This is a genomic window from Rubrivivax sp. A210 (assembly GCF_904426505.1).
Classification (GTDB): Bacteria; Pseudomonadota; Gammaproteobacteria; order Burkholderiales; family Burkholderiaceae_C; genus Rubrivivax.
Map to the genome: position 1 here is coordinate 77,825 of NZ_CAJGBN010000005.1, position 24,096 is coordinate 101,920.

At 69.2% G+C, this 24,096-nt stretch carries 27 protein-coding genes; 2 read left to right on the forward strand and 25 right to left on the reverse strand.

The genetic code is table 11. The features are described from left to right. Positions 1 to 23: 23 nt before the first annotated feature. The 23 genes from nagZ to JMV16_RS06025 all read right to left on the reverse strand — a co-directional run bounded on the left by nagZ (position 24) and on the right by JMV16_RS06025 (position 19,874). A complete protein-coding gene (nagZ, locus tag JMV16_RS05915; RefSeq protein WP_201493261.1) occupies positions 24 to 1,091 on the reverse strand; it encodes a beta-N-acetylhexosaminidase in 1,068 nt (355 codons plus the stop codon). Next, entirely contained in the window at positions 1,088 to 1,504 is a 417-nt protein-coding gene (acpS, locus tag JMV16_RS05920) for a holo-ACP synthase (RefSeq protein ID WP_201493262.1), read from the reverse strand. Before acpS ends, nagZ begins: the two co-directional genes overlap by 4 nt. Continuing rightward, a complete protein-coding gene (locus tag JMV16_RS05925; RefSeq protein WP_201493263.1) occupies positions 1,501 to 2,325 on the reverse strand; it encodes a pyridoxine 5'-phosphate synthase in 825 nt (274 codons plus the stop codon). The genes acpS and JMV16_RS05925 overlap by 4 nt, the downstream gene beginning before the upstream one ends. A gap of 81 nt (positions 2,326 to 2,406) precedes the next feature. Next, entirely contained in the window at positions 2,407 to 3,189 is a 783-nt protein-coding gene (recO, locus tag JMV16_RS05930) for a DNA repair protein RecO (RefSeq protein ID WP_201493264.1), read from the reverse strand. Then, entirely contained in the window at positions 3,176 to 4,096 is a 921-nt protein-coding gene (era, locus tag JMV16_RS05935) for a GTPase Era (RefSeq protein ID WP_236580378.1), read from the reverse strand. Before era ends, recO begins: the two co-directional genes overlap by 14 nt. Positions 4,097 to 4,106: 10 nt before the next feature. Beyond that, positions 4,107 to 4,811, reverse strand: a complete 705-nt coding sequence (gene rnc, locus JMV16_RS05940; RefSeq protein WP_201493266.1) for a ribonuclease III — start codon at positions 4,809 to 4,811, stop codon at positions 4,107 to 4,109. A 5-nt stretch (positions 4,812 to 4,816) separates the two neighbouring features. Further along, on the reverse strand, positions 4,817 to 5,182 hold the full coding sequence (locus JMV16_RS05945) for a DUF4845 domain-containing protein (RefSeq protein ID WP_236580379.1): 366 nt from the start codon (positions 5,180 to 5,182) through the stop codon (positions 4,817 to 4,819). Positions 5,183 to 5,217: 35 nt separating this feature from the next. After that, a complete protein-coding gene (gene lepB / locus JMV16_RS05950; RefSeq protein WP_201493268.1) occupies positions 5,218 to 6,186 on the reverse strand; it encodes a signal peptidase I in 969 nt (322 codons plus the stop codon). Between the two features lie 8 nt (positions 6,187 to 6,194). Next, positions 6,195 to 8,003, reverse strand: a complete 1,809-nt coding sequence (gene lepA, locus JMV16_RS05955) for a translation elongation factor 4 (RefSeq protein WP_201493269.1) — start codon at positions 8,001 to 8,003, stop codon at positions 6,195 to 6,197. Between the two features lie 525 nt (positions 8,004 to 8,528). Next, entirely contained in the window at positions 8,529 to 10,001 is a 1,473-nt protein-coding gene (locus tag JMV16_RS05960) for a DegQ family serine endoprotease (protein WP_236580380.1), read from the reverse strand. Positions 10,002 to 10,043: 42 nt separating this feature from the next. Then, entirely contained in the window at positions 10,044 to 11,066 is a 1,023-nt protein-coding gene (locus JMV16_RS05965; RefSeq protein ID WP_201493270.1) for a MucB/RseB C-terminal domain-containing protein, read from the reverse strand. Further along, positions 11,066 to 11,737 (reverse strand): sigma-E factor negative regulatory protein, encoded by a 672-nt coding sequence (locus tag JMV16_RS05970; RefSeq protein WP_201493271.1) that lies wholly within the window; start codon positions 11,735 to 11,737, stop codon positions 11,066 to 11,068. The genes JMV16_RS05965 and JMV16_RS05970 overlap by 1 nt, the downstream gene beginning before the upstream one ends. A 42-nt stretch (positions 11,738 to 11,779) precedes the next feature. Then, positions 11,780 to 12,388, reverse strand: a complete 609-nt coding sequence (rpoE, locus tag JMV16_RS05975; protein WP_201493272.1) for an RNA polymerase sigma factor RpoE — start codon at positions 12,386 to 12,388, stop codon at positions 11,780 to 11,782. After that, complete coding sequence (locus tag JMV16_RS05980) at positions 12,381 to 12,800, reverse strand: hypothetical protein (protein ID WP_201493273.1); 420 nt, start codon at positions 12,798 to 12,800, stop codon at positions 12,381 to 12,383. The genes rpoE and JMV16_RS05980 overlap by 8 nt, the downstream gene beginning before the upstream one ends. A gap of 3 nt (positions 12,801 to 12,803) precedes the next feature. Further along, complete coding sequence (gene fabF / locus JMV16_RS05985; protein ID WP_201493274.1) at positions 12,804 to 14,048, reverse strand: beta-ketoacyl-ACP synthase II; 1,245 nt, start codon at positions 14,046 to 14,048, stop codon at positions 12,804 to 12,806. 7 nt (positions 14,049 to 14,055) lie between these two features. Next, positions 14,056 to 14,295 carry an acyl carrier protein gene (gene acpP, locus JMV16_RS05990; RefSeq protein WP_201493275.1) on the reverse strand — a complete coding sequence of 80 codons (240 nt, stop codon included), beginning with the start codon at positions 14,293 to 14,295 and terminating at the stop codon, positions 14,056 to 14,058. Positions 14,296 to 14,379: 84 nt separating this feature from the next. Further along, entirely contained in the window at positions 14,380 to 15,135 is a 756-nt protein-coding gene (gene fabG / locus JMV16_RS05995; RefSeq protein WP_201493276.1) for a 3-oxoacyl-ACP reductase FabG, read from the reverse strand. Then, positions 15,132 to 16,070, reverse strand: a complete 939-nt coding sequence (gene fabD, locus JMV16_RS06000; RefSeq protein WP_201493277.1) for an ACP S-malonyltransferase — start codon at positions 16,068 to 16,070, stop codon at positions 15,132 to 15,134. Before fabD ends, fabG begins: the two co-directional genes overlap by 4 nt. Positions 16,071 to 16,090: 20 nt before the next feature. After that, positions 16,091 to 17,089, reverse strand: coding sequence for a beta-ketoacyl-ACP synthase III (locus JMV16_RS06005; protein ID WP_201493278.1), 999 nt, complete (start codon positions 17,087 to 17,089; stop codon positions 16,091 to 16,093). Then, the gene (gene plsX, locus JMV16_RS06010; protein ID WP_411565011.1) at positions 17,086 to 18,132 is read right to left on the reverse strand and encodes a phosphate acyltransferase PlsX; all 1,047 of its coding nucleotides are present in this window, start codon (positions 18,130 to 18,132) and stop codon (positions 17,086 to 17,088) included. The genes JMV16_RS06005 and plsX overlap by 4 nt, the downstream gene beginning before the upstream one ends. 153 nt (positions 18,133 to 18,285) lie before the next feature. Continuing rightward, a complete protein-coding gene (gene rpmF / locus JMV16_RS06015; protein WP_201493279.1) occupies positions 18,286 to 18,468 on the reverse strand; it encodes a 50S ribosomal protein L32 in 183 nt (60 codons plus the stop codon). Between the two features lie 207 nt (positions 18,469 to 18,675). Further along, positions 18,676 to 19,239 (reverse strand): YceD family protein, encoded by a 564-nt coding sequence (locus JMV16_RS06020; RefSeq protein WP_201493280.1) that lies wholly within the window; start codon positions 19,237 to 19,239, stop codon positions 18,676 to 18,678. A 5-nt stretch (positions 19,240 to 19,244) separates the two neighbouring features. Further along, positions 19,245 to 19,874, reverse strand: a complete 630-nt coding sequence (locus tag JMV16_RS06025; protein WP_201493281.1) for a glutathione S-transferase family protein — start codon at positions 19,872 to 19,874, stop codon at positions 19,245 to 19,247. A gap of 40 nt (positions 19,875 to 19,914) precedes the next feature. Here JMV16_RS06025 and JMV16_RS06030 point away from each other — a divergent pair, with 40 nt between their 5' ends. Both JMV16_RS06030 and JMV16_RS06035 read left to right on the forward strand, forming a co-directional pair. Then, positions 19,915 to 20,517 carry a Maf family nucleotide pyrophosphatase gene (locus tag JMV16_RS06030; RefSeq protein WP_201493282.1) on the forward strand — a complete coding sequence of 201 codons (603 nt, stop codon included), beginning with the start codon at positions 19,915 to 19,917 and terminating at the stop codon, positions 20,515 to 20,517. After that, complete coding sequence (locus JMV16_RS06035) at positions 20,514 to 21,275, forward strand: SAM-dependent methyltransferase (protein ID WP_201493283.1); 762 nt, start codon at positions 20,514 to 20,516, stop codon at positions 21,273 to 21,275. The genes JMV16_RS06030 and JMV16_RS06035 overlap by 4 nt, the downstream gene beginning before the upstream one ends. 10 nt (positions 21,276 to 21,285) lie before the next feature. Here JMV16_RS06035 and JMV16_RS06040 read toward each other — a convergent pair whose 3' ends face one another. Together JMV16_RS06040 and JMV16_RS06045 are read right to left on the reverse strand one after the other, a co-directional pair. Beyond that, a complete protein-coding gene (locus JMV16_RS06040) occupies positions 21,286 to 22,761 on the reverse strand; it encodes a DEAD/DEAH box helicase (protein WP_201493284.1) in 1,476 nt (491 codons plus the stop codon). Positions 22,762 to 22,770: 9 nt separating this feature from the next. Then, on the reverse strand, positions 22,771 to 23,892 hold the full coding sequence (locus JMV16_RS06045; RefSeq protein WP_201493285.1) for an MraY family glycosyltransferase: 1,122 nt from the start codon (positions 23,890 to 23,892) through the stop codon (positions 22,771 to 22,773). Positions 23,893 to 24,096: the final 204 nt, after the last annotated feature.

Genomic DNA, 24,096 nt, shown 5'->3' on the forward strand with positions numbered 1-24,096 from the left:
TTGCCGGGCCGATATCGGCCGCGCTACGGCAGCCGCTCCAGCGCGCGCTGGTAGACCGGGTCGTGCATCAGGTCGTCCCAGGCCAGCGGCGGCGTCTGTGGCAGCAGGGCCAGGCGGCGCTGCTCGCTGTCGGGATCGGCCTGCCAATGGCCGGCGGCGGCCAGGGCCTCCAGGTCGACCAGGAAATCGTCGAGCAGGGCACCCTTGTCCAGCGACTGATTGCACAGCAGCACCAGGTCGCAGCCGGCGTCCAGCGCCAGCGCGCCAGCCTCGGCGTGGCTGAGTGCGCTGCCTTCGAGATGGCGGGCCGCTTCCATGCCCAGATCGTCGCTGAAGACGGCGCCCGTGAAGCCCAGCCGCCCGCGCAGGATTTCCTTCAGCCAGCGCGCCGAGAAGCCGGCCGGCCGGCCGTCAACCTTGGGGTAGACCACATGAGCCGGCATCACCGCGGTGAGCGTGGTGCTCAGCCATTCATAGGGCCGGGCGTCATCAGCCAGCAGGGTAGCGAGGCCGCGCCGGTCCACCGGAACCGCGACATGGCTGTCGGCCTTGACGTGGCCGTGGCCGGGGAAGTGCTTGCCGCAATTGCCCATGCCGGCACGCAGCAGGCCGTGCATCAGGCTCTTGGCCAGCAGCGCGGCGACACGGGCATCGCGGTGGAAGGCGCGGTCGCCGATGACGCTGCTGCCGCCGTGGTCGAGGTCGAGCACCGGCGTGAAGCTGAGGTCGACGCCGCAGGCGCGCAGCTCAGAAGCCAGCACATGGCCGGCGGCGCTGGCGGCATCGGTGGCGGCCAGCGGGTCGCTCATCCACATCTCGCCCAGCACGCGCATGGCCGGCAGCGCGGTGAAGCCGTCGCTGCGAAAGCGCTGCACGCGGCCGCCTTCGTGGTCGACGCACACCAGCACATCGGGCCGCAGCTTCTTGATGGAGGCCGTCAACGCGGTGAGCTGGCGCCGGTTCTCCCAGTTGCGCGCAAACAGGATCAGACCGCCGGTGAGCGGGTGGCGCAGCCGGCGTTTGTCGGCGGCGCTGAGGCTGGTGCCGGCGATGTCCAGCACCACGGGCGCGTGTGAGGCGTGTTCGGTCATGGAATGGCCTCGGGGGTTGCGGGGCGGGTTTCGACGACGACGAAGGACGAGGCGTAGTCGGTCTCGTCGGTGACGCTGACATGGGCGACGAGGCCGCGCGCCTCGAACCAGGCCGCCAGTTCGCCGTGCAGGCGGATGAAGGGCTTGCCGCTGGGCTCGTTGAGGATCTCGCAGGCGCGCCACTGCATGGGGCTGCGTATGCCCAGGCCGATGGCCTTGGAAAAAGCCTCCTTGGCCGAGAAGCGCGTGGCCAGGAAGCGAACGCCGCGCGCCGGCGTGCGCTCGCGCCGGGCCTGGAAGACGCGCAACTCGGCCGGGCCCAGCACGCGCTCGGGAAAGCGCTCGCCGCGGCGCTCCAGCGTGGCCTGGATGCGGCGCACGTCGCAGAGGTCGGTGCCGATGCCGACGATCACGCCGGCCCCTGGCCTTGGCGGATGCAGCGCAGGTAGTCGCGCACGGTCGCGGGCAGGCCGAGCTCGAGCGCGTCGGCCACCAGCGCGTGGCCGATGGAGACCTCGAGCACGCCCGGCACGGCGCGCAGGAAGTCGGCCAGGTTGTCGCGATTGAGGTCGTGGCCGGCGTTGACGCCCAGGCCCTGGGCCTGGGCGGCGGCGGCGGCGGCGGCGAAACCCGCCAGCTGCTCGCCTTGCCCCGGCTGGCCATGGGCGGCCGTTCCGTGGAGTGCAGCGGCATGCGCCGCCGCGTAAGGCTCGGTGTAGAGCTCCACGCGGTCGGCCCCGACCGCCCGCACCAGCACCATCGCCGCGGGCAGCGGGTCCATGAAGAGGCTGACGCGCACGCCCAGTGCGTGGGCTTCTTCGATCAGCGGGCGCAGGCGTTCGCCGTCGGCGGCGAGATCCCAGCCGTGGTCGCTGGTGAACTGGCCTTCGCTGTCGGGCACGAAGGTGCACTGCTGCGGCCTCACCGCGCGCACGAAGTCCATCAGGTTGTGGAAGGGGTTGCCCTCGATGTTGTATTCCGCCTGCGGCCACTGGCGCAGCAGCGCCGCCACCTCGTACACATCACCGGCGCGGATGTGGCGTTCGTCGGGCCGCGGGTGGACGGTGATGCCGTCGGCGCCGGCCTCCAGGCACAGCGTGGCGGCGCGCAACACGCTGGGGATGCCCAGGTGGCGCGTGTTGCGCAACGAGGCCACCTTGTTGAGATTGACCGAGAGCGCGCAGCGTCCGCTGCGATGTCCGGCGCCGGATTCGGGGGCGATCAGGGGATTCATCAGTACCGCCCGGCCGTTCCGAGGGTACTGATCGCCCCCTCGGGGGGCAGCGAACGAAGTGAGCGTGGGGGTCGTGTCATTTCAGGCGGGTCGAGGAATCTCGTTGAGGCGCTGCACGCCGCGCCACACCTGGCGCGTGCGCAGCCTGTCGTGGCCGAGGTGGTGGTGGAGCAGTTCGCGCAGCGGCGCGCGCAGCGCGCCGGCCACGGGGGCGCAGGCCTGGCGCAGCGTCTCGCCGCTGCCGTGGGCCAGGGCCGCTTCCAGTAGCACCCAGTCGGCGCCGGCCAGGCCGCCGGCGTTGGCAGCCGCGCAGACCCCGGCCTCGGGGTGCAGGCTGTAGCGGCCGGCGGGGCGCAGCGGCTCGGCGGTCTGGGTGGTCAGCGCCAGCTCGGGCAGCCAGCCCAGCTCGCGCAGCAGGATCAGCTCGAAGGCGCGCAGCACCGCCGCCTCTTCGCCGCTTTCGGCGCGCGTGGCCAGCGCCGCCAGCGTGTCGGCATAGGCGTCGAAGAGCGCCGGGTGGGCGTCCTGGCGCACCAGCAGCTGCAACAGCAGCTCGTTCAGGTAGTAGGCCGAGAACATCGCCGCCGCGCCCAGCAACGGGCGCCCGCCGGCCCATTCGGCGCCGCGCAGCGTGTGCACCTCGGATTGCTCGTCGGCCGGCGTGCGGCCCAGCAGCGCGTGCAGCGGCTGGAAGGGCAGCAGCACGGCGCGGAAGTTGGAGGTCGGCCGCTTGGCGCCCTTGGCGGCCACGACGACGCGGCCGCGCTCGCGCGTGAACAGCTCGACGATCAGGCTCGATTCGCTCCAGTCGTGCTGGTGCAGCACATAGGACAGCAGCTGCGGCGCCGCCCTACTCGTAGCCATAGCTGCGCAGATGGGCCTCGTCGTCGGCCCAGCCCGAGCGCACCTTGACCCACAGCTCGAGAAAGACCTTGGCGTCCCACAGGCGCTCGAGCTCCTGCCGCGCCTCGCTGCCGATACGCTTGAGGCGCTCGCCGCCCTCGCCGATGACCATGCCCTTGTGGGCGTCGCGCTCGACCACGATGCTGGCGGCGATGCGGCGCAAGTTGCCTTCCTCTTCGAACTTCTCGATCACCACGGTGCAGGCATAGGGCAGCTCGTCGCCGGTGAGACGGAACAGCTTCTCGCGGATCAGCTCGCCGGCCAGGAAGCGCTCGCTGCGGTCGGTGAGCGCGTCTTCCTCGTACAGCCAGGGCTGCTGCGGCAGGTAGGGCTCGACGATGCCCAGCAGGCGTTCGACATCGGCCTCGCGTGTGGCCGACATCGGCACGAACTCGGCGAAGGCCTGGCGCTCCTGCATCTGCTTCAGCCAAGGCAGCACGTCCTGGCGCCGCGCCAGCGTGTCGAGCTTGTTGGCCACCAGCAGCACCGGCTTGCCCTGCATGGACTCGGCCTGCAGCAGCGCCAGCACCTTGGCGTCGGGCTGGCCGAAGCGGCCGGCCTCGACGACGAAGAGCACGACGTCGACATCGCCGAGAGAGGACAGCACGGTGCGGTTGAGCGTCCGGTTCAGCGCCGCGGCGTGCTTGTCCTGGAAGCCCGGCGTGTCGACGAAGACGAATTGCGCCGGGCCCCGCGTGCGGATGCCGGTGATGCGGTGCCGCGTGGTCTGGGCCTTGTTGCTGGTGATGCTGATCTTCTGCCCCACCAGCGCATTCATCAGCGTGCTCTTGCCGACATTGGGGCGGCCGACGATGGCGACGAGGCCGCAGCGCTGGGGGGCGCCGGCGGCGGGAGTGGTGTCGTTCATGCTTGCCTCGTCAGGAGCGCAGCGGGCCGCCGGGGCGGTCGCTGGCCTTGAGCGCATCGAGCAGGCGTCGCGCCGCTTCCTGCTCGGCGGCGCGGCGCGAGCGCCCCTCGCCGGTCTCGGTGAGCGCCAGCGCGGCCACCGCGCACTCGACCTCGAAGGTCTGGGCATGCGCCTGGCCGCGTGTGGCGACGATGCGGTAGGCCGGCACCGCGATGCGGCGGGCCTGCAGCCATTCCTGCAGCTCGGTCTTGGCGTCCTTGGTCCAGCTCTCGGCCTCGGTGGCCTGGATGATCTCGCCGAAGACCTGCTGCACCAGCGAGCGCGCCGGCTCCCAGCCGCCATCGATGAAGACAGCGCCAATGATGGCCTCGAGCGCGTCGGCCAGGATGGACGGCCGCTGGGCGCCGCCACCGCGCGCCTCGCCCTCGGACAGGCGCAGCACCTCGGGCAGGCCCAGCATCAGCGCCGCGCGGTGCAGGCTGTCCTCGCGCACCAGGTGGGCGCGCACGCGCGTCAGATCACCTTCGTCACTGCCCGAGAAGCGTTCGTAGAGCAGGCCCGAGACCGCCAGGCTCAGCACCGCGTCGCCGAGGAACTCGAGCCGCTCGTTGTGCTCGGCGCCCCAGCTGCGGTGGGTGAGCGCGCGCTGCAGCAGCCCGGCCTGGCCGAAGCGATAGCCCAGGCGCTGTTGCAGCGCATCGAGGCGCTTGTCCATGGTGCCTACTTCGACCGCCCTTCATACTTGATGAGCAGGTAGACCGATCCGTAGATGGGGATCTCCTTGTCGTAGGCGTAGCTGATCACGACGCGGTCGTTCTCCTTGGTGATCAGCAAGTCCTTGCCGGTGAGGGAGGCGATGGAGTATTCGACATCGCGCTGCTTGTCGAAGGCAGCCCGCGCCTCGGCCACCGTGGACGGCTGGCTGGCGGCGATCTTCTCGACCAGGCGCTGGACGGTGACATACTCGTTCACCGTGGGCAGCGTGCGCACCAGCAAATAGGCGAAGAAGGCCACCAGAAAGGCCCAGAACATCAGGCCGAACAGCGTGATGCCGCGCTGGCCGTGCCGCAGGGAGTGCTTTGCCATCGGGTTGCGTTTCATGGAAGCGGGCGCCCGCCGGGTCAATGGAAGGGGCCGATGCGGCCCGGATTGCCGAAGTTCATCCAGACGAAGAAGGCCCGGCCGACGATATTCTCGTCGGGCACGAAGCCCCAGAAGCGCGAATCCTGCGAATTGTCGCGGTTGTCACCCATCATGAAGTAATGGCCGGGCGGCACCTTGCAGACCACGCCCTCGGGCGAGTAGCGGCAGTTCTCGGCCATCGGGAAGCGCTTGGGATCGGGGCCGTACCAGGCGCTGCGGCTGGTGTCGACGCGAACCTTGTGCTCTGCCTCGCCCAGCTTCTCGAGGTACATCGGGCTGTAGCTCAGGCTGTCGTCGTCGTAGTGCTCGCCCTGCGCCACGGTCTCGACCAGCTTGCCGTTGATGCTGAGCTTCTGGTTGAGGTAGGCCACCTCGTCGCCGGGCAGGCCGACGACGCGCTTGATGTAGTCCAGCCGCGGGTCCACCGGGTAGCGGAAGACCATCACGTCGCCGCGCTTGACCGCGTTGTTGTCGATGATCTTCTTGTTGATCACCGGCAGCCGCACGCCGTAGTGGAACTTGTTGACGAGGATGAGGTCGCCCACCAGCAGCGTCGGCACCATCGAGCCCGAGGGAATCTTGAAGGGCTCGAAGAGGAAGGAGCGCAGGATGAAGACGACCAGGATCACCGGAAAGAGCCCGGCCGTCCAATCCAGCCACCAGGGCTGCATCAGCAGCTTCTCGCGCGCCTGCGCGACATCTCCGTCGACCTTCTCGATGCCCAGCCGCGCCAGTTCGGCGCGGCGCGCGCTGTCGTTCTGCTCCAGCTGATCCGCCGCCGCCAGGCGTGCCGGCCGGAAGCGGAAGCGCTCGGCCAGCCAGAAGAAGCTGGTGACCAGCGTCAGCATGAAGAGCAGCAGCGAGAAGTTGCCGGTCCAGTAGTTCAGGAACCAGCCGCCCAGGTAGACGGCCAGGGCGCCGTACAGCGCGGCGGTGAGGGTGCTCATTGCGGGGTTCAATCGTCCACCTGGAGAATGGCGAGGAAGGCCTCTTGCGGCACTTCGACGGTGCCGATCTGCTTCATGCGCTTCTTGCCCGCCTTCTGCTTTTCGAGAAGCTTCTTCTTGCGGGTGATGTCGCCACCGTAGCATTTTGCCAGCACGTTCTTGCGCAGCGCCTTGACGTCCTCGCGTGCGATCACGTTGGCGCCGATGGCAGCCTGGATGGCGACGTCGTACATCTGGCGCGGTATCTGCTGGCGCATCTTGGACGCCACCGCGCGGCCACGGAACACACTCTGCGCCTTGTGGACGATGATGGACAGCGCATCGACGCGGTCGCCGTTGATCATCAGGTCGACCTTCACGACATCGGCGGCGCGGTTTTCCTTGAACTCGTAGTCCATGCTGGCATAGCCGCGCGAGACGCTCTTCAACTTGTCGAAGAAGTCCAGCACGATCTCGGCCAGCGGCAGCTCGTAGGTGAGGTGAACCTGGCGGCCGTGGTAGCTCATGTTGAGCTGCACGCCGCGTTTCTGGTTGCACAGCGTCATCACCGGGCCCACGCTGTCCTGCGGCATGTACAGGTGTACGGTGACGATGGGCTCGCGGATTTCGCGAATGCGGCCAAGGTCGGGCATCTTGCTCGGGTTCTCCACCATCAGCACCGTACCGTCGTTCAGCTCGACCTCGTAGACGACGCTGGGCGCGGTGGTGATGAGATCCTGGTCGAACTCGCGCTCCAGCCGCTCCTGCACGATCTCCATGTGCAGCAGGCCGAGAAAGCCGCAGCGGAAGCCGAAGCCCAGGGCCTGGCTCACTTCGGGCTCGTAGCGCAGGCTGCTATCGTTGAGCTTGAGCTTCTCGAGCGCGTCGCGCAGCTGGTCGTACTCGCTCGCTTCGGTCGGGTAGAGGCCGGCAAAGACCTGGGGCTGGATTTCCTTGAAGCCGGGCAGCGGCTCGCTGGCCGGGCCGGCGTTGTTGGGCAGCTTCTTCTCGAGCGTGAGCGTGTCGCCCACCTTGGCCGCCTGCAGCTCCTTGATGCCGCAGATCACGAAGCCCACCTCGCCAGCCTTGAGCGATTCGCGCGCCTGGCTCTTGGGCGTGAACACGCCCATCTGCTCGATGCCGTAGACGGTGTTGGTGGCCATCATGCGGATGCGCTCGCCGCGGCTGAGCGAACCGTCGACCACCCGCACCAGCATCACGACGCCGACGTAGTTGTCGAACCAGCTGTCGATGATCATCGCCCGCGGCGGCCCGTCGGGCTTGCCGCGCGGCGCTGGCATGCGCGCAATGACGGCCTCGATGATCTCGTCCAGGCCCATGCCGGTCTTGGCCGAGCAGGGGATGGCGTTCTCGGCGTCGATGCCGATCACGTCCTCGATCTCGCGCTTGGCGTTTTCGGGGTCGGCCTGCGGCAGGTCCATCTTGTTGAGCACCGGCACGACCTCGACGCCGAGTTCGAGCGCGGTGTAGCAGTTGGCCACCGTCTGCGCCTCGACACCCTGCGAGGCATCGACCACCAGCAGCGCGCCTTCGCAGGCCGAGAGCGAGCGGCTCACCTCGTAGCTGAAGTCGACGTGCCCGGGCGTGTCGATGAGGTTGAGCTGGTAGGTCTGGCCATCGAGCGCGGTGTAGTTCAGCGCCGCGGTCTGGGCCTTGATCGTGATGCCGCGCTCGCGCTCGATGTCCATCGAGTCGAGCACCTGGGCCTCCATCTCGCGGTCGCTCAGGCCGCCGCAGCGCTGGATGATGCGATCGGCCAACGTGCTCTTGCCGTGGTCGATGTGGGCGATGATGGAGAAATTGCGGATGTGGTTCACGGCGTGATCAGACTAGGCAACGGGTGGCCGGCCAGGAGGCTCAGCCGCTTCGGCGCAGGCCCGCATCGCAAGGCAATGCGGGGGCCCGAGAGGCCGCGCCGAGGCTAAAAAAAAGGCGCGTCCAAATGGGTGACGCGCCTTCCAACAGAACGTTTGGCAACTGCTTGTTGGGCACCCATTGTAGAACAAAGCATCGGCCGGGAAGCCGCGTCATTGCTTGATTTCCGGCCGTTGCAGCAATCAGACAGGCGGAAGTTATCAACAGATTGTCAACAGGCTGACACCAACCTGGCGCAGGACTTGCGAACCCCGACTTGCTTCAAGCAACAACGGAAAATGGGGCCGCCGGCGGCGATTCTAGACGGCCCGGAAGGTAATCCAGCGAGTCACCGATTTGAAGCTAGTGATCACCAACTTTGCCATCAGGATTTGCATGCTGCGTCGCAGCAATATGACAAGCCGTCATCCCGCCAGGTGGAAAGACCCGACGCCGCAGTCAACTTGCGACGCCGGGTCGGAACGGCCTTACTTGCCCGGCCTGATGACGAAGTAGTTGGTCCACTCGCCACGCCGCACCAGCACGCTGACCGACTTGGCCTTCTCGACCTTGGCGGTGGCGGCGGCGAACTGGCGGCTGTCGACGACGTCGGCGTTGTCCAGCGACAGGATCACGTCGCCCTCGCGCAGGCCGGCGCGGGCCGCGGCGCCGTCGACGGCATCGATGCGCACGCCGCCTCGAACGCGCAACTCCTTCTTCTGCGCATCGGTCAGGTCGGAAACCGTCAGGCCGAGCACGCTCTTGGCGGTGGCCGGCGGGGTGGCGGGGTCGGCGGCGGCGCGGCGGTTCGGCCGGTCGGCCTCGAACTCGGCGATGCCGACGCCCAGATCCTTGGCGGCGCCGCGGCGGAAGATCTGCAGCGTGGCCTTGGAGCCCGGCTTGAGGCCGCCGATGATGCGCGGCAGGTCACCCGACTTCTCGACCGCGCGGCCGTCGACCTTGACGATGATGTCGCCGGCCTCGACGCCGGCCTTGTCGGCCGGGCCGTCCTTTTCGACGCTGTTGACGAGCGCACCGCGCGGCTGGCCCAGCCCAATGGACTCGGCCACTTCCTTGCTGACGGGGCCGATCTGCACCCCGATGCGACCGCGGATGACGCGCCCGTTGGCGCGCAGTTGTTCGGACACGCGCTGGGCTTCGTCGATGGGGATCGCGAAGCTGATGCCCATGAAGCCGCCCGAGCGGCTGTAGATCTGCGAATTGATGCCGACCACTTCGCCGCGCAGATTGATCAGCGGCCCGCCCGAGTTGCCCGGGTTGATGGCGACATCGGTCTGGATCAGCGGCAGGAAGTCGCCGGTGTCGCGCTGCTTGGCGCTGACGATGCCGGCGGTGACGGTGTTGTCCAGGCCGAAGGGCGAGCCTATGGCCATCACCCACTCGCCGACCTTGAGCCGGTTGACGTCGCCGATCTTCACGAAGGGCAGGCCGCTGGCCTCGACCTTGACCACGGCGACATCGCTGCGCTTGTCGGCGCCGATGATGCGCGCCTTGAGCTCGCGCTTGTCGGTGAGGGTGACGATCACCTCATCGGCGCCATCCACCACATGGGCATTGGTCATGATGTAGCCGTCGGCGCTGAGGATGAAGCCCGAGCCGACGCCGCGCTGCTGGGGCGCTTCTTCTTCGTTGTTGCGCGGGTTGCCACGGCGCGGGTCGGGGCGGCCCGGCATCGGGATGCCGAAGCGGCGGAAGAACTCCTCGATGTTGGGGTCGGTCTCGCCGGCGGCATTGCCGCCGGCGCGCTTCTCGGTGGTGCGGATATTGACGACCGAGGGCCCGACGCGTTCGACCAGCTCGGTGAAATCGGGCAACTGCACGGTCTGGGCATGGCCGGGCAGCGACAGCAGGGCCGTGGCCGCCAGCAGCAGCGCGGCCAGCATCAGGGCCCCGCGGCGGGCCCAGGGAGAGTTCTTGGACAGAGCAACAGTAGGCTTCATGCGATGGACTCGATGGCGAAACGGATTGGGGCAGCGGGAGGGTCAGGGGCGGCGGCGCTCGAGGGCGTCGGCGAAAAGCTTGAGCGTGGCCGGCGGCACGTCGCCGACGGCGGTGATCCAGTGCTCGCCGCGCTGGGTGGCGATGGTGGCGGTGGCGCCCTGCTGGGCCTGCGATTCGCTGCGGTTGGGCTGCGGCTGCATGGGCTCGACGAAGACCGAGACATGGGTGAGGCCGTCGGTGAAGACGGCCTGCAGCACCGATTCCTCGCCGCCGGCCGGCGCCAGGCCGCGGCGCACGCAACCGGCGAGCTTGAAGCCCGCCACCGGCCGCACCACCGCCCAGCCTTCGGCTTCCAGCGTGGTGCGCTGGATCATCGGCTTGAGCACGCGGTAGCCCTCGAGCCGCCGCGCCGCACCCAGCACCAGTTCGGGCTGGGGCCTGACGCCGATCTCGACCTCGGAATAGGCGGTGGATTCGAGCACCGGCCGCGGCATGCCATTGCCCAGCACATCGGCGCGCAGCATCAGGCCACTGGCCAGATCGGCCCACAGGCGTTGCGCATAGCGCAGCGCGTCGCGCGGCTCCAGCAGCAGCACGGCGGCATCGCGCCCGGCGATGCGCGACTGGCCCTGGCGCCTGACCTCGTACTGTTCCATGGCCTGGGGGTCCACGGCCTGTGGCGTGGTCGTCCAGCCGGCAATCGTCTCCCGCCTTTCGAGCACGGTGACGCGCGTCTGCGGCCAGATCGTCTGGACCTGGTCGTTGTGGCGCAGCACATGCTGCAGGCGCCCGTCCAGCGCCTCCAGCCGCTCGAAAGTCTGTTCACCCAGGCGGAAGTGCCAGACACGCGAACTCGACAACTGGCTGCCGCTGCTGAAGACCATCGTTCCCTGGTAGTTGGCGGTGCTGGCGGCCCTCTGCATGCGCGCGAGCCAAACCCGCGCGTCCGCTGCGGGGGCCGACGCCTGGGCGGCCACAGTGCCGCCCTGCTGGGCCCAGGCTGCTGGCAACAAGCCGGCCGTGCAGGCCAGGCAGAGCAGCCCGCGAAGAAGGTGCAGGCGCATCAACGGTCGACGACGGGATTGCCCACGGCCTCCACGCGGCGCAGCGCGCCACCGGGTGCGGCCACCGCCATGCCGCCGCGCGCCCACTGGTGGGCGCGCAGGAATTCGTCGAGGCGAGGATCGCGGATCACTGTCGCGCCGCCGGCATTCGGCAGGGTCGGCGCGCGCTGCGCATCGGCGCTGACCAGCGTGGCACCGCTGGGCGGCGCCGCGGCCATCGTCGGCGCAACGCCCTGCCCTTCGCTGCCCGCCATGCGCACCACCACCAGCACGCCGGCCACGGCCACGAAGCCGGCCGCCGCAGCCAGCGGCAGCAGCCAGCGCTGGCGCCGCGGCGCCGCGGCGCCGCGGTTGACCAGCACCACGCCGGCCTCGGCCGGCGCGATGAAGACCGGCTCCTTCGCCAGGCGGCCCCGCAAGGCCTCGAGGAAGGCAGCGTCGCGCGCCGGGCTGGAGGACAGCTCTTCGCTGCGCATCACATCGCCGATCAGGTGGTAGGCATGCCAGGTCTGGCGCGCCTGGGCGTCGCCCTTCCACAGGGCGCAGGCACGCTGCAGGGCCGCAGCCTCGCCATCGGCCAGTGCCGAGAGCAACTGGCGGTCTTCGCCAGCAGGGATCACCTCATGCGGCGCGTCGGCGGTGGTCGTTTGACTCTTGGGCGTGGACTTCATGGCGATGCAGTTCGGCAGAGGGCAAGGCAGGATGGCAGGACTTCACCAGCGTTCGCCGCCGCGCGTGTCGAGCAAGGGCCGCAGGCGGGCGGCTATCGCTTCACGGGCGCGGAAGATGCGCGAGCGCACGGTTCCTATCGGGCAGTTCATCAGTTCGGCGATCTCTTCGTAGCTGAGGCCTTCGATCTCGCGCAGCGTGATCGCCTGCCGCAGGTCATCGGACAAGGCTTCGATGGCCGCGTTCACGGCGGCAGCCACTTCTTTGCTGGCGAGCAGGGCTTCGGGTGTCTCGCCGTCGCTTAGTTCATTCTCGACGCGTGAAGTTTCATCGCTTTCGTCATCGGAACGCAGGGCCGATTCCGACACCAGCGGGTCGCGCTTCATGTCCATCAACGCCTTCTTGGCGGTATTGACGGCGATGCGGTAGAGCCAGGTGTAGAAGGCGCTCTCACCGCGGAACTGCGGCAGCGCGCGGTAGGCGCGGATGAAGCTCTCCTGGGCGATGTCCTGCACCAGGTCGACATCGCGCACCATGCGGCCGATCAGGCGCTCGATGCGGCGCTGGTACTTGACGACCAGCATCTCGAAGGCCCGCACATCGCCGAGCTTGACGCGCTCGACCAGCAGGGCATCGGCATCCGACTCAGACATGCGCAGCCGGCACCGGGCTCAAGCGCGCATGCAGCGCCGCACGCAGCAGCGGCCAGTGCGCGCCGACCTCTCCTGCGGTGCAGGCCATCCAGCGCGCGCCCGAATCCGCTGCACGCACGCGCAGCAGCAGCCAGCGGTCGAGATCGATCATCAGTTGCAGTTCAACCGCATGGCCATCGACGAGCCATTGGCTGCCATCCCAGGCCAGGCTGCGGCTCACGGGAGCGGTGCGCCACCAGGCCAGCACGGCCACCGCCAAGGCCACAGGCGCGGCCCACAGCGGAGGCAGCTCGGCATGCGCCAGGGCCCAGGCACAGAACACGCCGGCGGCCAGCGCCGGCAGCCCCACCCTGAGCGCACGCCACGCAGGCCCGCCGGTGCCATGCACGCTGACCGGGGGCGCCGCGTACACGGCTCAGACGCGCCGGAAGATCAAGGTGCCGTTGGTGCCACCGAAGCCGAAATTGTTCTTCATGCCGTATTCGATCTTCATCTCGCGCGCCTGGTTGGCGCAGTAGTCCAGGTCGCACTCGGGATCCTGGTCGAAGATGTTGATCGTGGGCGGTGACACCTGGTGGTGGATGGCCAGCACGGTGAACAGACTCTCGATGCCGCCGGCGCCGCCGAGCAGGTGGCCGGTCATCGACTTGGTGGAATTGACAACCAGGCGCTTGGCGTGGTCGCCGAAGGCCAGCTTGATGGCATTGGTCTCGTTGACATCGCCCAGCGGCGTGCTGGTGCCATGGGCATTGAGGTACTGCACCGCAGACGGGTCGAGCCCGGCACTGCGCAGCGCACCCTTCATCGAGCGCTTGGGGCCGTCGACATTGGGCGCCGTCATGTGGTGGGCATCGGCGCCCATGCCGAAGCCGACCAGCTCGGCGTAGATCTTCGCGCCGCGCTTCTTGGCGTGCTCGTATTCTTCTAGCACCACCACGCCGGCGCCTTCGCCGAGCACGAAGCCGTCACGCCCCTTGTCCCAGGGCCGCGAGGCCGTGGTGGGATCGTCGTTGCGCGTGGACAGAGCGCGCGCCGCCGCGAAGCCGCCCACGCCCAGCGGCGAGACCGTGCTCTCAGCGCCGCCAGCGATCATCACGTCGGCGTCGCCGTACTCGATCAAACGCCCGGCCTGGCCTATGCAGTGCAGCCCGGTCGTGCAGGCCGTCACCACCGCCAGATTGGGGCCGGTGAAGCCGTACTTGATCGAGATGTGGCCCGAGATCATGTTGATGATCGAGGCCGGCACGAAAAACGGCGAGATGCGGCGCGGGCCGCGCTCAAGGTACTCGCCCGCGGTCTGCTCGATCAGTGGCAAGCCGCCGATGCCCGAGCCGACCATCACGCCGATGCGCTCGGCCTGCGGCTCGTCGAGCGCATCACCGCTGGGCAGGCCGGCATCTTGCACCGCCTGGATCGCGGCGGCCATGCCGAAATGGATGAAGGCATCCATGTGGCGGGCTTCCTTGACCGGGATGTAGTCCTCGATCTTGAAATCCCTGACCTCGCCCGCGAAGCGGCACGAAAAGGCCGTCGCATCGAACTTGGTGATGGGGGCTATGCCGCTGCGCCCGGCGAGCACATTGGCCCAGCCCTCGGCCACGGAATTGCCGACCGGGCTGATGAGGCCCAGGCCGGTGACGACGACGCGCCGCCTGGTCATCGCGGGATCAGGCCTTCTGGTTGTTGACCGCGTAGTCGATCGCCAACTGCACGGTGGTGATCTTCTCGGCCTCTTCGTCGGGGATTTCGATCCCGAACTCGTCCTCGAGGGCCATCACCAGCTCGACGGTGTCCAGCGAGTCGGCACCGAGGTCGGCCACGAAGGCCTTCTCGTTGGTGACGTCGGACTCGGGAACGCCGAGTTGTTCGGCAATGATCTTCTTGACTCGCGCTTCGATATCGCTCATGACTCCTCCAGGAGTGGGATCGGAAAAACAGCCCGGGATTCTACCGGCCGGGCGGGCGCCGGAAAACTTGGCACCTCGCGGCGCTCAGCTCATGACCATGCCGCCGTTGACGTGCAACTCGGTGCCGGTAATGTAGGCCGCCCTGGGTGACACCAGGAAGGCGACCGCGTGCGCCACTTCCTCGGCGCTGCCGAGGCGGCCGAGCGGGATGCTGGCCAGCATCGCGGCGCGGGCGGCTTCGGGCAGGCCTTCGGTCATGTCGGTGGCGATGAAGCCGGGCGCAACACAGTTGACGGTGATGTTGCGCGCGCCGAGTTCGCGCGCCATCGAGCGCGTCATGCCGGCCACGCCGGCCTTGGCCGCGGCGTAATTGGCCTGGCCGGCATTGCCGCTCACGCCCACCACCGAGGTGATGTTGACGATGCGGCCGTAACGCTGGCGCATCATCGGCTTGGTGGCGGCGCGGCAGGCGCGGAACACGGCCTTGAGGTTGGTGTCGACCACCGCGTCCCAGTCCTCGTCCTTCATGCGCATGGACAGCGTGTCGCGCGTGATGCCGGCGTTGTTGACCAGCACATGCAGGCCGCCCATTTCCTTGGCGATGCCTTCTATCGTGGCGTCGAGCGCGGCGGCGTCGGTCACGTCGAGCACGATGCCGCGGCAGCCCGCAAAGGCGGCCAGCGCCTCGCCGATGCCGGCGGCGCCGCTCTCGCTGGTGGCCGTGCCGACGACACGCAGGCCGGCCTCGGCCAGCGCCTTGGCGATGGCGCGACCGATGCCGCGCGAGGCGCCAGTGACCAGGGCCACCTGGGCGGGTTGAACTGCCTGCACCTCGCTCATGCCAGCAACTCCTTGGCCTGCTGCAGACTGGCCGGATCGAGCACGGTGGTCGAGACGATGCTGGCATCGACACGCTTGACCAGGCCCGAGAGCACCTTGCCCGGTCCGCACTCGAAGATGTGGGCCAGGCCGCGCGCTCGCAGCGCCTGCGTCAGTTCAACCCAGCGCACGGGCCCATAGGCCTGGCGGTAGAGCGCATCGCGGATGGCGTCGGGTTCGGCTGGCGCGGCGACATCGACGTTGTTGACGACCGGGATGCGCGGCGTGGCGATGGCCACCGCCACCAGACGCTCGCGCAGCACCTCGGCCGCCGGCTTCATCAGCGACGAATGGAAGGGCGCCGACACCGCCAGCGGCAGCGCCCGCTTGGCGCCCATGGCCTTGAGCTTGTCGCAGGCGGCATCGACACCGGCCTTGCTGCCGGCGATGACGGTCTGCTTGGGATCATTGAAATTGGCCGGCTCGACGACCTCGCCGGTGGCCGCCGCGACCTCGGCACAGCCGGCGCGCACCTGGGCCGCGTCCAGGCCCAGGATGGCGGCCATGGCGCCTGCGCCCACCGGCACCGCCTGCTGCATGGCCTGGGCGCGCAGCCGCACCAGGGGCAGCGCGTCGGCCAGCGTCAGCGCACCCGCGGCGACCAGGGCGCTGTACTCGCCCAGCGAATGGCCGGCCACCGCAGCCGGCTCAGGGCCGCCCTCGGCCCGCCAGGCGCGCCAGCAGGCGATGGCCGCGGTCAGCATCACCGGCTGGGTGTTGGTGGTGAGTTCGAGCGCCTCTTTCGGGCCCTGGCGGATGAGGCCGGCGATGTCTTCGCCCAAGGCGGCAGCGGCCTCGGCCAGGGTCTGGACGACGGCCGGGTGGTCACCCCAGGCGTCGAGCATGCCGACGGACTGCGAGCCCTGGCCGGGAAAGACGAAAGCGAATGGATGCATGGCTTTGAACGGGAGTGGGCTCAGAAGTCGACCAGCACCGCGCCCCAGGTGAAGCCGCCGCCCACGCCTTCGAGCAGCAGGGTCTCACCCTTCTTGACGCGGCCGGCACGCACCGCCGCATCCAGCGCCAGCGGCACCGAGGCAGCCGAGGTGTTGCCATGCTCGTGCACGGTGACGACGACGCGCTCCAGCGGCAGCTTCAGCTTGCGCGCCGTGCCCTGCATGATGCGGATATTGGCCTGGTGCGGGATCAGCCAGTCGATGTCGGCCTCGCTGCGGCCGGATTTCTCGAGCACCGCACGGGCCGCGCTTTCGAGCACGCCCACGGCGAGCTTGAACACCGCCTGCCCGTCCATCTTGAGCAGCGGATCGCCCAGCACCTGGCCACCGGAAACCGTGCCCGGCACGCACAGGATGCCGCTGTGGCGGCCGTCGGCATGAAGGTCGGTGGCGACGATGCCAGGCTCGTCGCTGGCTTCGAGCACGACGGCGCCGGCGCCGTCGCCAAAGAGCACGCAGGTGCCGCGGTCATTGAAGTCGAGGATGCGCGAGAAGACCTCGGCACCCACCACCAGCGCACAGCGGGCGCTGCCGGCGCGGACCATGGCGTCGGCCACCGTGAGCGCGTAGACGAAGCCGGCACACACTGCCTGCAGGTCGAAGGCGGGGCACCCGCTGATGCCGAGCTTGTGCTGCAGGAAGCAGGCGGTGGACGGGAACACCATGTCCGGCGTCGACGTGGCAACGATGATGAGGTCGACATCGTCGGCGCTGCGGCCGGCGGCTTCGAGCGCGTGGCGGCAGGCATGCACGGCGAGGTCGCTGCTGCACACGCCGGCGGCTGCAAAGTGGCGGGCGCGGATGCCGGTGCGCTCGACGATCCATTCGTCGCTGGTCTCGACGCCGCGTTCGGCCAGCAGGGCCGTCATGTCGGCATTGCTCAGCCGCCGCGGCGGCAGGTAACTGCCGGTGCCGGTGATGCGGGCGTAGCGGGGCGCGGTGGGCGAGGGCTGGTTCATGCGGCTTGTTGAGCGCCGGTGTCACCCGGCGTGGCGTCCCGCGGACGGGACTGCAGGGCCGCGCCGATGCGGTCATGGACGCGGTCGAGCAGCCGGTTGCGCGCGGCATCATACGCCCGCGCCAAGGCGTTCTCGAAGGCCAGCGCGTCGGCCGAACCGTGGCTCTTGAAGACCAGTCCGCGCAGACCCAGCAATGCAGCACCGTTGTAGCGGCGCGGGTCGACGCGGCGCTTGAATCGATTGAGCACCGGCAACGCAATCACGGCCGCCAGCTTGGACAGCGGGCCGCGCATGAACTCCTGCTTGATGAAGTCGCTCAGCATCGAGGCCAGTCCCTCGGTGGTCTTGAGCATGACGTTGCCGACGAAGCCGTCGCAGACCACGACATCGGCCGTGCCCTTGAAGATGTCATTGCCTTCGACGTTGCCGACGAAATTGATGAGGCCTTGCTCGCCCGCCTCGCGCAGCAGTTCGCCGGCGCGCTTGATGGTCTCGCTGCCCTTGATGGCCTCTTCGCCGATATTGAGCAGGCCCACCTTGGGCTCGGCCATGCCCTCGACCGCCGCCACCAGGGCACTGCCCATGATGGCGAACTGCAGCAGGTGCTCGGGCGTGCAGTCGACATTGGCACCGAGGTCGAGCACCGTGGTGTGGCCGTCGAGTCGGTTGGGCAGCACGGTGGCGATGGCCGGGCGGTCGATGCCGTCCAGCGTCTTCAGCAGAAAGCGCGCCAGCGCCATCAGCGCGCCGGTGTTGCCGGCCGAGACGCAGGCGTGAGCACCGCTCTTGAGTTGGTTGATGGCCACGCGCATCGAGGAATCGCGCTTCTTGCGCAGCGCCACCTCGACCGGGTCGTCCATGGCCACGACCTCGGTCGTGATGACCGTGGTGCAGCGCGCCCAGGTCTGCGTCGGCGCCAGCACGGCCGCCGAGCCGACCAGCACCAATTCGGCCTGGGGATGCTTTTCAAGGAAGGCCAGGCAGGCCGGCAGCACGACGGGTGCGCCGTGGTCGCCGCCCATCACGTCGACGGCGATGCGCACCGTGGACAGGGGCAAGGTGCCCGCGTCCCGCGCCAAGTCAACGGCCACGGTGTTCAGTGCTCGGGGCAATCAGCGCGACCTGCAGGGGCCCGAAGGCCCAGGCCTGCATGCGCGCGACTGCAGCAGCCATCAACGCGCAAGCGCTGCTGCCGCTCAGGCGTCGACCTTGGTCTTGAGAACCTTGCGGCCGCGGTAGAAGCCGGTGGGGCTGATGTGGTGGCGCAGATGCACTTCGCCGGTGGTCGACTCGACCGCGGTGCCGGGCGCAGCCACGGCATTGTGCGAGCGGTGCATGCCACGCTTGGAAGGCGACTTCTTGTTCTGCTGGACGGCCATGAAAATCTCCTGGAGTCTGGGCGCGCTGACGACGGTGCGCCGCAGGACGGGGCCGACAGTAGCGCGGCCGGTGGCCGGCCGCAATCGGTGCCTGCAGCGACAGGGGAACACGCCGACCCAACGCTGGTGGATGCGAAAAGAAACTGCAGGCCAGCCGGCCGCGTCCTTCGCAAAGCCCACCAGTATAGCACCGGCAGGCAGGGCGGCTCACTTTGCCCCGTCGTCGGAATCGGCGGCAGGTGCGGGGCGGCGCAGTTCGGCCAGCTTGGCAAAGGGGTTGGGCGCCGCCACTTCGGCCACCGCCGCCGGTTGCGGCAGCGGGCGCGGGCATTCGCCTTCGTGGCGCGGCACGATGGGCAGGGCGAGGATCAGCTCGTCCTCGATCAGCTCCAGCAGATCCAGCCGCGGCGGCAGCGCCAGCACATCGTCCTCGATCTCCTCGTCAAGCTGCTCGGCCAGCTTGTCGTCGCGCACGAAACGGTAGCGGCGGTCCACCTCCAGCGGCTGCTGCAGCGCCTCGAGGCAGCGCTGGCATTGCAGACGCACCTCGGCCCGCGCCTGCAGGTGCAGCCAGCGCTCGGGCTCGCCGCCGGCCACCGGCTCCTGGCTCGCCTGGGCCGACCAGGCCGCCTCGGCGCCTGGCGCCACGGCGCCGAACAGGCTGCCGGTCAGGCGCTCGAGCGGCGTCAGCGCCAGGCGGCCTTCCAGGGCCTCGCCTTCGCGGCAGAGCGCGGCAATGTCCAGCGCGGTGGGGTCGCGGCGATCTCTCATGGTGTTCAGCCCGGCCAGTGGCGCTGGACGACAGGCGCCAGCGCCGGATGCGATTCGATGCGGGCCAGCGTCGCGTGGAAGGCCGGCCTCTGTGCCTTCAGATGCGCACGCGCACCTGACCAGCGCGAGACCACCGCCGCCAGCAGGTCCAGCGCACCCGGCTCGGGGCCGCCGAGGAAGGGCTCGGCGCCGAACAGATCGGCGAACATCTCCCAGTAGCGATGCAGGCGCGCACGGGCGCCGGCACGCACCTTGTCGTGAAGCGGCGCATCGCCGTCCAGGCACCAGCGCTCGGGGTAGTCGATCACGCCGATGGCGGCATAGCAGTTGGCGGCGATGAAGACCAGGCCGCGCAGGGCCTGGGCACGCGCGGTCGCGTCGGCAGGCAACAGGCCCGAGGCCGGGTAGGCCAGGCCCAGGTGGATGAGGATGGCGGCACTCTCGGTGAGCGCGGCGCCGCCGTCGGCCACCAGGGTCGGGATCTGCTCCAGCGGATTGGCGGCGCGCAACTCGCCACGCGCCGAGGCATCTTCCCAGCTCGAGGCATGCATCAGGCGCCAGGCCACGCCGCAGCGCTGCAGCGCCATCTCCACCGCTGCCGAGCCCGAGCCGTTCGATCCGTACAAGGTCCACATGCCTGGCAGTGTAGCGAGCCGATCCGTTGACAATCCGGTGATGCCGACATCCCCGCCCCTCATCCTGGCCTCGACCTCGCGCTACCGGCGCGAACTTCTCGAACGCCTGCGCCTGCCCTTCGAGGTGGTCTCGCCCCAGGTCGACGAGACACCGCTGGCGGGGGAAGCCCCGGCAGCGCTGGCCCTGCGCCTGGCCTTGGCGAAGGCGCAGGCGGTGGCGGCCCAGCGGCCCGAGGCCGTGGTGATCGGTTCCGACCAGGTGGCCGAGCTCGATGGCCGGCCCATAGGCAAGCCGGGCACGCACGAGCGCGCCACCGCGCAGCTGCGCCTGATGCGCGGCCGCAAGGTGAGCTTCCAGACTGCGGTGGCCGTGGTGCAGGGCGACTCCGGCTATAGCCGGGTGCTGCTGGCCCCGGTGGCGGTGCGCTTTCGCGAACTGACCGATGCCGAGATCGAAACCTACCTGCGCCTGGAGCAACCCTATGACTGCGCCGGCAGCGCCAAGTGCGAGACCCTGGGCATCGCCTTGCTCGAAGCCATCGAGAGCGACGACCCCACGGCCCTGGTGGGCCTGCCGCTGATACGCACCTGTCAGCTGCTGCGCGAAGCCGGGCTTGACCCGTTGCAGGCGACGCAGCCATGACGAGCCGCGGCAACCTGGTGCTGATGCCCAATGCGCTGGACCTCGGCGCCGACGAGGTGCCGCTGGCCGACATCCTGCCCGCCGGCGTGATGCAGCGCGCGGCGGCGCTCGCGCACTGGGTGGCCGAGGACGCGCGCAGCGCCCGCGCCCTGCTCAAGCGCGTCGGCGCCCACTTTCCGCTCGCCCTGCCCTTGCAGCAGATCGCGATCAAGGAGCTGCCGCGCCCGCGCAAGGGCAGCCGCGAGGCGGTGCCGGCGGCCGAATGGGCGGCGCTGCTGCAGCCGGCGCTGGACGGCCACGACATCGGCCTTGTCTCCGAGGCCGGCCTGCCCGCGGTGGCCGACCCTGGCGCCCTGCTGGTGGCAGCGGCGCACGAGGCCGGCCTCACGGTGCTGCCGCTGCCGGGGCCGAGTTCACTGCTGCTGGCCCTGGCCGCCAGCGGCATGAACGGGCAGAGCTTTGCCTTCGTCGGCTATCTGCCCCAGGAGCCGGCTGCACGCGCGCTCAGGTTGCGCGAGCTGGAGGCGCTGTCGCGCCGGCTGGGCCAGACCCAGATCCTGATCGAGACGCCCTATCGCAACGCGGCGTTGCTGGCCACGGCGCTGGAAGCGCTGGCGCCGGCCACTCGCCTGTCCATCAGCTGCGGCCTGACGCTGGTAGCGGGCTGGACGCGAAGTGATCGCGTCTCGGCCTGGCGGGCACGGCCCCAGGCCCTGCCGGACAAGCTGCCGGCGGTGTTCTGCCTTCTCGCCGGCTAGACCAGAAAGGCTAGTGCCCGCCGCCCAGCAGCGAGGCCACCTTCTTCTTGGGCCGGATATTGGGTGAGAGCCCGCGCGTCGGCGCCGGCACCGGGGCGCGCACCGTGGCTTCCCAGGCGGGCGCATCGCCGCCGGCCGCGGGCGGCTCATAGGGCTTGTCGAAGAAGGGATCGGAGGCGGGCGTGGCGCGGCGCGGGGGGCGCTCGGCGACATAGACCGGCGTATCGCGGTCGCGCACCGGGGCGCGCTCGGCCTCTTCGTCGTCACGCCGGCGCGGCGGACGGCGCAGCGGGCGATCATCTTCCAGCTCGAAAGGCTCAAGATCGATCTTCTTCTTGATCAGGCGCTCGATGTCGCCCACCATGCGCGCATCGTCGCGCGTCACCAACGTCACCGCCAGGCCCGAGGCGCCGGCGCGGCCGGTGCGGCCGATGCGGTGCACATAGTCTTCGGCGTGGAAGGGCACGTCGAAATTGAAGACCGCCGGCAGGTCGGTGATGTCGAGGCCACGCGCCGCCACGTCGGTGGCCACCAGCAGGTCGACCTCGCCGGCCTTGAAGGCCGACAGCGCCTTGAGCCGCTCGTCCTGGCTCTTGTCACCGTGCAGGGCCTGCGTCTTGAGGCCGTCGCGCTCGAAGGAACGCGCCAGGCGCGCCGCACCCAGCTTGGAGTTGACGAAGACCAGGGCCTGGGTCAACGCACGGGTGCGCAGGATCTGGCGCACGATGGCGCGCTTGTCGTCGTCGGTGACGCTGTAGAAGCGCTGCTCGACATTGGTGGCCGTGGCGTTGGGCCGTGCCACCTCCACCAGCAGCGGGTTCTGCAGGTAGCTGTTGGCCAGGCGCTTGATCTCGGGCGAGAAGGTGGCGCTGAACAGCAGCGTCTGGCGCTCCTTGGGCAGGAAGGACAGGATGCGCTGCAGATCGGGCAGGAAGCCGATGTCGAGCATGCGGTCGGCTTCGTCGAGCACCACGTACTCGACCTGGTTGAGCACCGCATTCTTGGCCTCGATGTGGTCGAGCAGGCGGCCCGGCGTGGCGATCAGCACCTCGACGCCGGCCTTGAGCTGCAGCGTCTGCGGCTTCATGTCGATGCCGCCGAAGACGACGGTGGAACGCAGCTGCGTGTACTTGGCGTACTTGGCGACGTTGTCGGCCACCTGGTCGGCCAGTTCGCGCGTCGGCGCCAGCACCAGGGCGCGCACAGGGTGGCGGGCCGGCGACATGCTGGCGTTCTCGTGGCGCAGCATCTTCTGCAGCAGCGGCAGCGTGAAGGCAGCGGTCTTGCCGGTGCCGGTCTGGGCCGCGCCCATGATGTCGCGGCCGTCCAGTACCAGGGGGATGGCCTTGGCCTGGATCGGCGTCATCGCGGTATAGCCGGATTCGGCCACCGCACGCAGGAGTTTGGCGTCCAGCGCCAGGGTGTTGAACAGCGGCGCAGGCTGCTCGACGGGTGCCGCTTCGGCTTCGGTGGGGGTTTCGGTCATGTGCCGCGATTATCGCCGCGGCGCCAGGGGCATGGGCCGGCTGGCCAGTCGGCGCAGCCAGCGCGGCGACCGGAAGCGCACGATGCGCCAGTACAGTGCCACGTAGCCAATGGCAAAAACCGCCAACGCCAGCGCCATCACTGCCGAGCTGTCCCAGAACAGCACCGCGGGCACGACCGAGATCATGCACAGCGCCCAGAGGAAGGGCGAGGTCATCGAGTTGCGGCGCGTCAGCGCCTTGGCACTGCGGTCACCCACGGCCCAGCGCAGCAGGCGGCGATAGATCAGCGAATGCAGATGGATGCCGTCGGGCATGCTCGGCGGCACGGCGCGGATGAAGCGCCGCCGGTAGATGGAGAACAGGGTCTCGAAGACCGGGTAGATGCAGACCAGCAGCGGGAACAGCGGCGAGACCTCGGGGTTGCGCGTAAGCAACAGAATTGAGAGTTCGGCGACGTAGAAGCCGAGGAAATAGGCCCCACCGTCGCCCAGGAAGATGAGCCCGGCGGGGAAATTCCAGACGAAGAAGCCGAGCACGGCGCCGATGCCGGCCAGAGCCAGCGTGCCGACGACGACGTCGTCGACTTGGAAGGCCACATAGGCAATGGCCGCCAGCATGATGACCACGCACATCGAAGCCAGACCGTTGAAGCCGTCGATGATGTTCACCGAGTTGGCGATGCCGGCCACCGCCACCAGCGTGACCGCGAAGGCGCCCACCGTCAGGGCCAGCACGACATCGAGCCCCGGGATGTCGCTGCGCGTGATCTGGGCGCCAAGCAGCCAGAAGGCCAGCGCGGCAGAGACGGCGGTGGCCAGCAGGCGCTGGCGCGGCGTCACCCGCTTGGTGAGGTCTTCGATCAGGCCGGCCAGGAAGGCCGGGCCCGCGCAGACGAGCAGCAGCGCACCCACCTGCAACGCGCCCGGTACTTGCCACGCAAGCAGCAGCACCCCTGCCAACAGGCCGCAGAGGATGCCGACACCGCCGACGCGGGGCACGACGCGGACGTGGAACTTCTGCGGGCCGCTGACATCGTGGTCGAGCGTCGCGCTGTCGGCCCGGCCCAGGGCATGCACGACCCAGCCGGTCAGCAGGGCCGAGATGAAGAAAGCGACGATCAGGGTTTGCACGGGGCGCGATTGTAGCGACGCGACATTGCTAAATACCTGCGTCTGATCAAGGATTGAAAGCTTAGCCGCCGGCCCGCCACGGCGGGTGCATGCCCGGCGGCTCTGGCGGGCGGGGGCGGGCGGGCCGTTCGATATACTCTGATGCACTTCACCGGCAAGAGCCAACCCGCCGACTGTTAGGTTGCGCGTCCCTTGCCTGCCGGG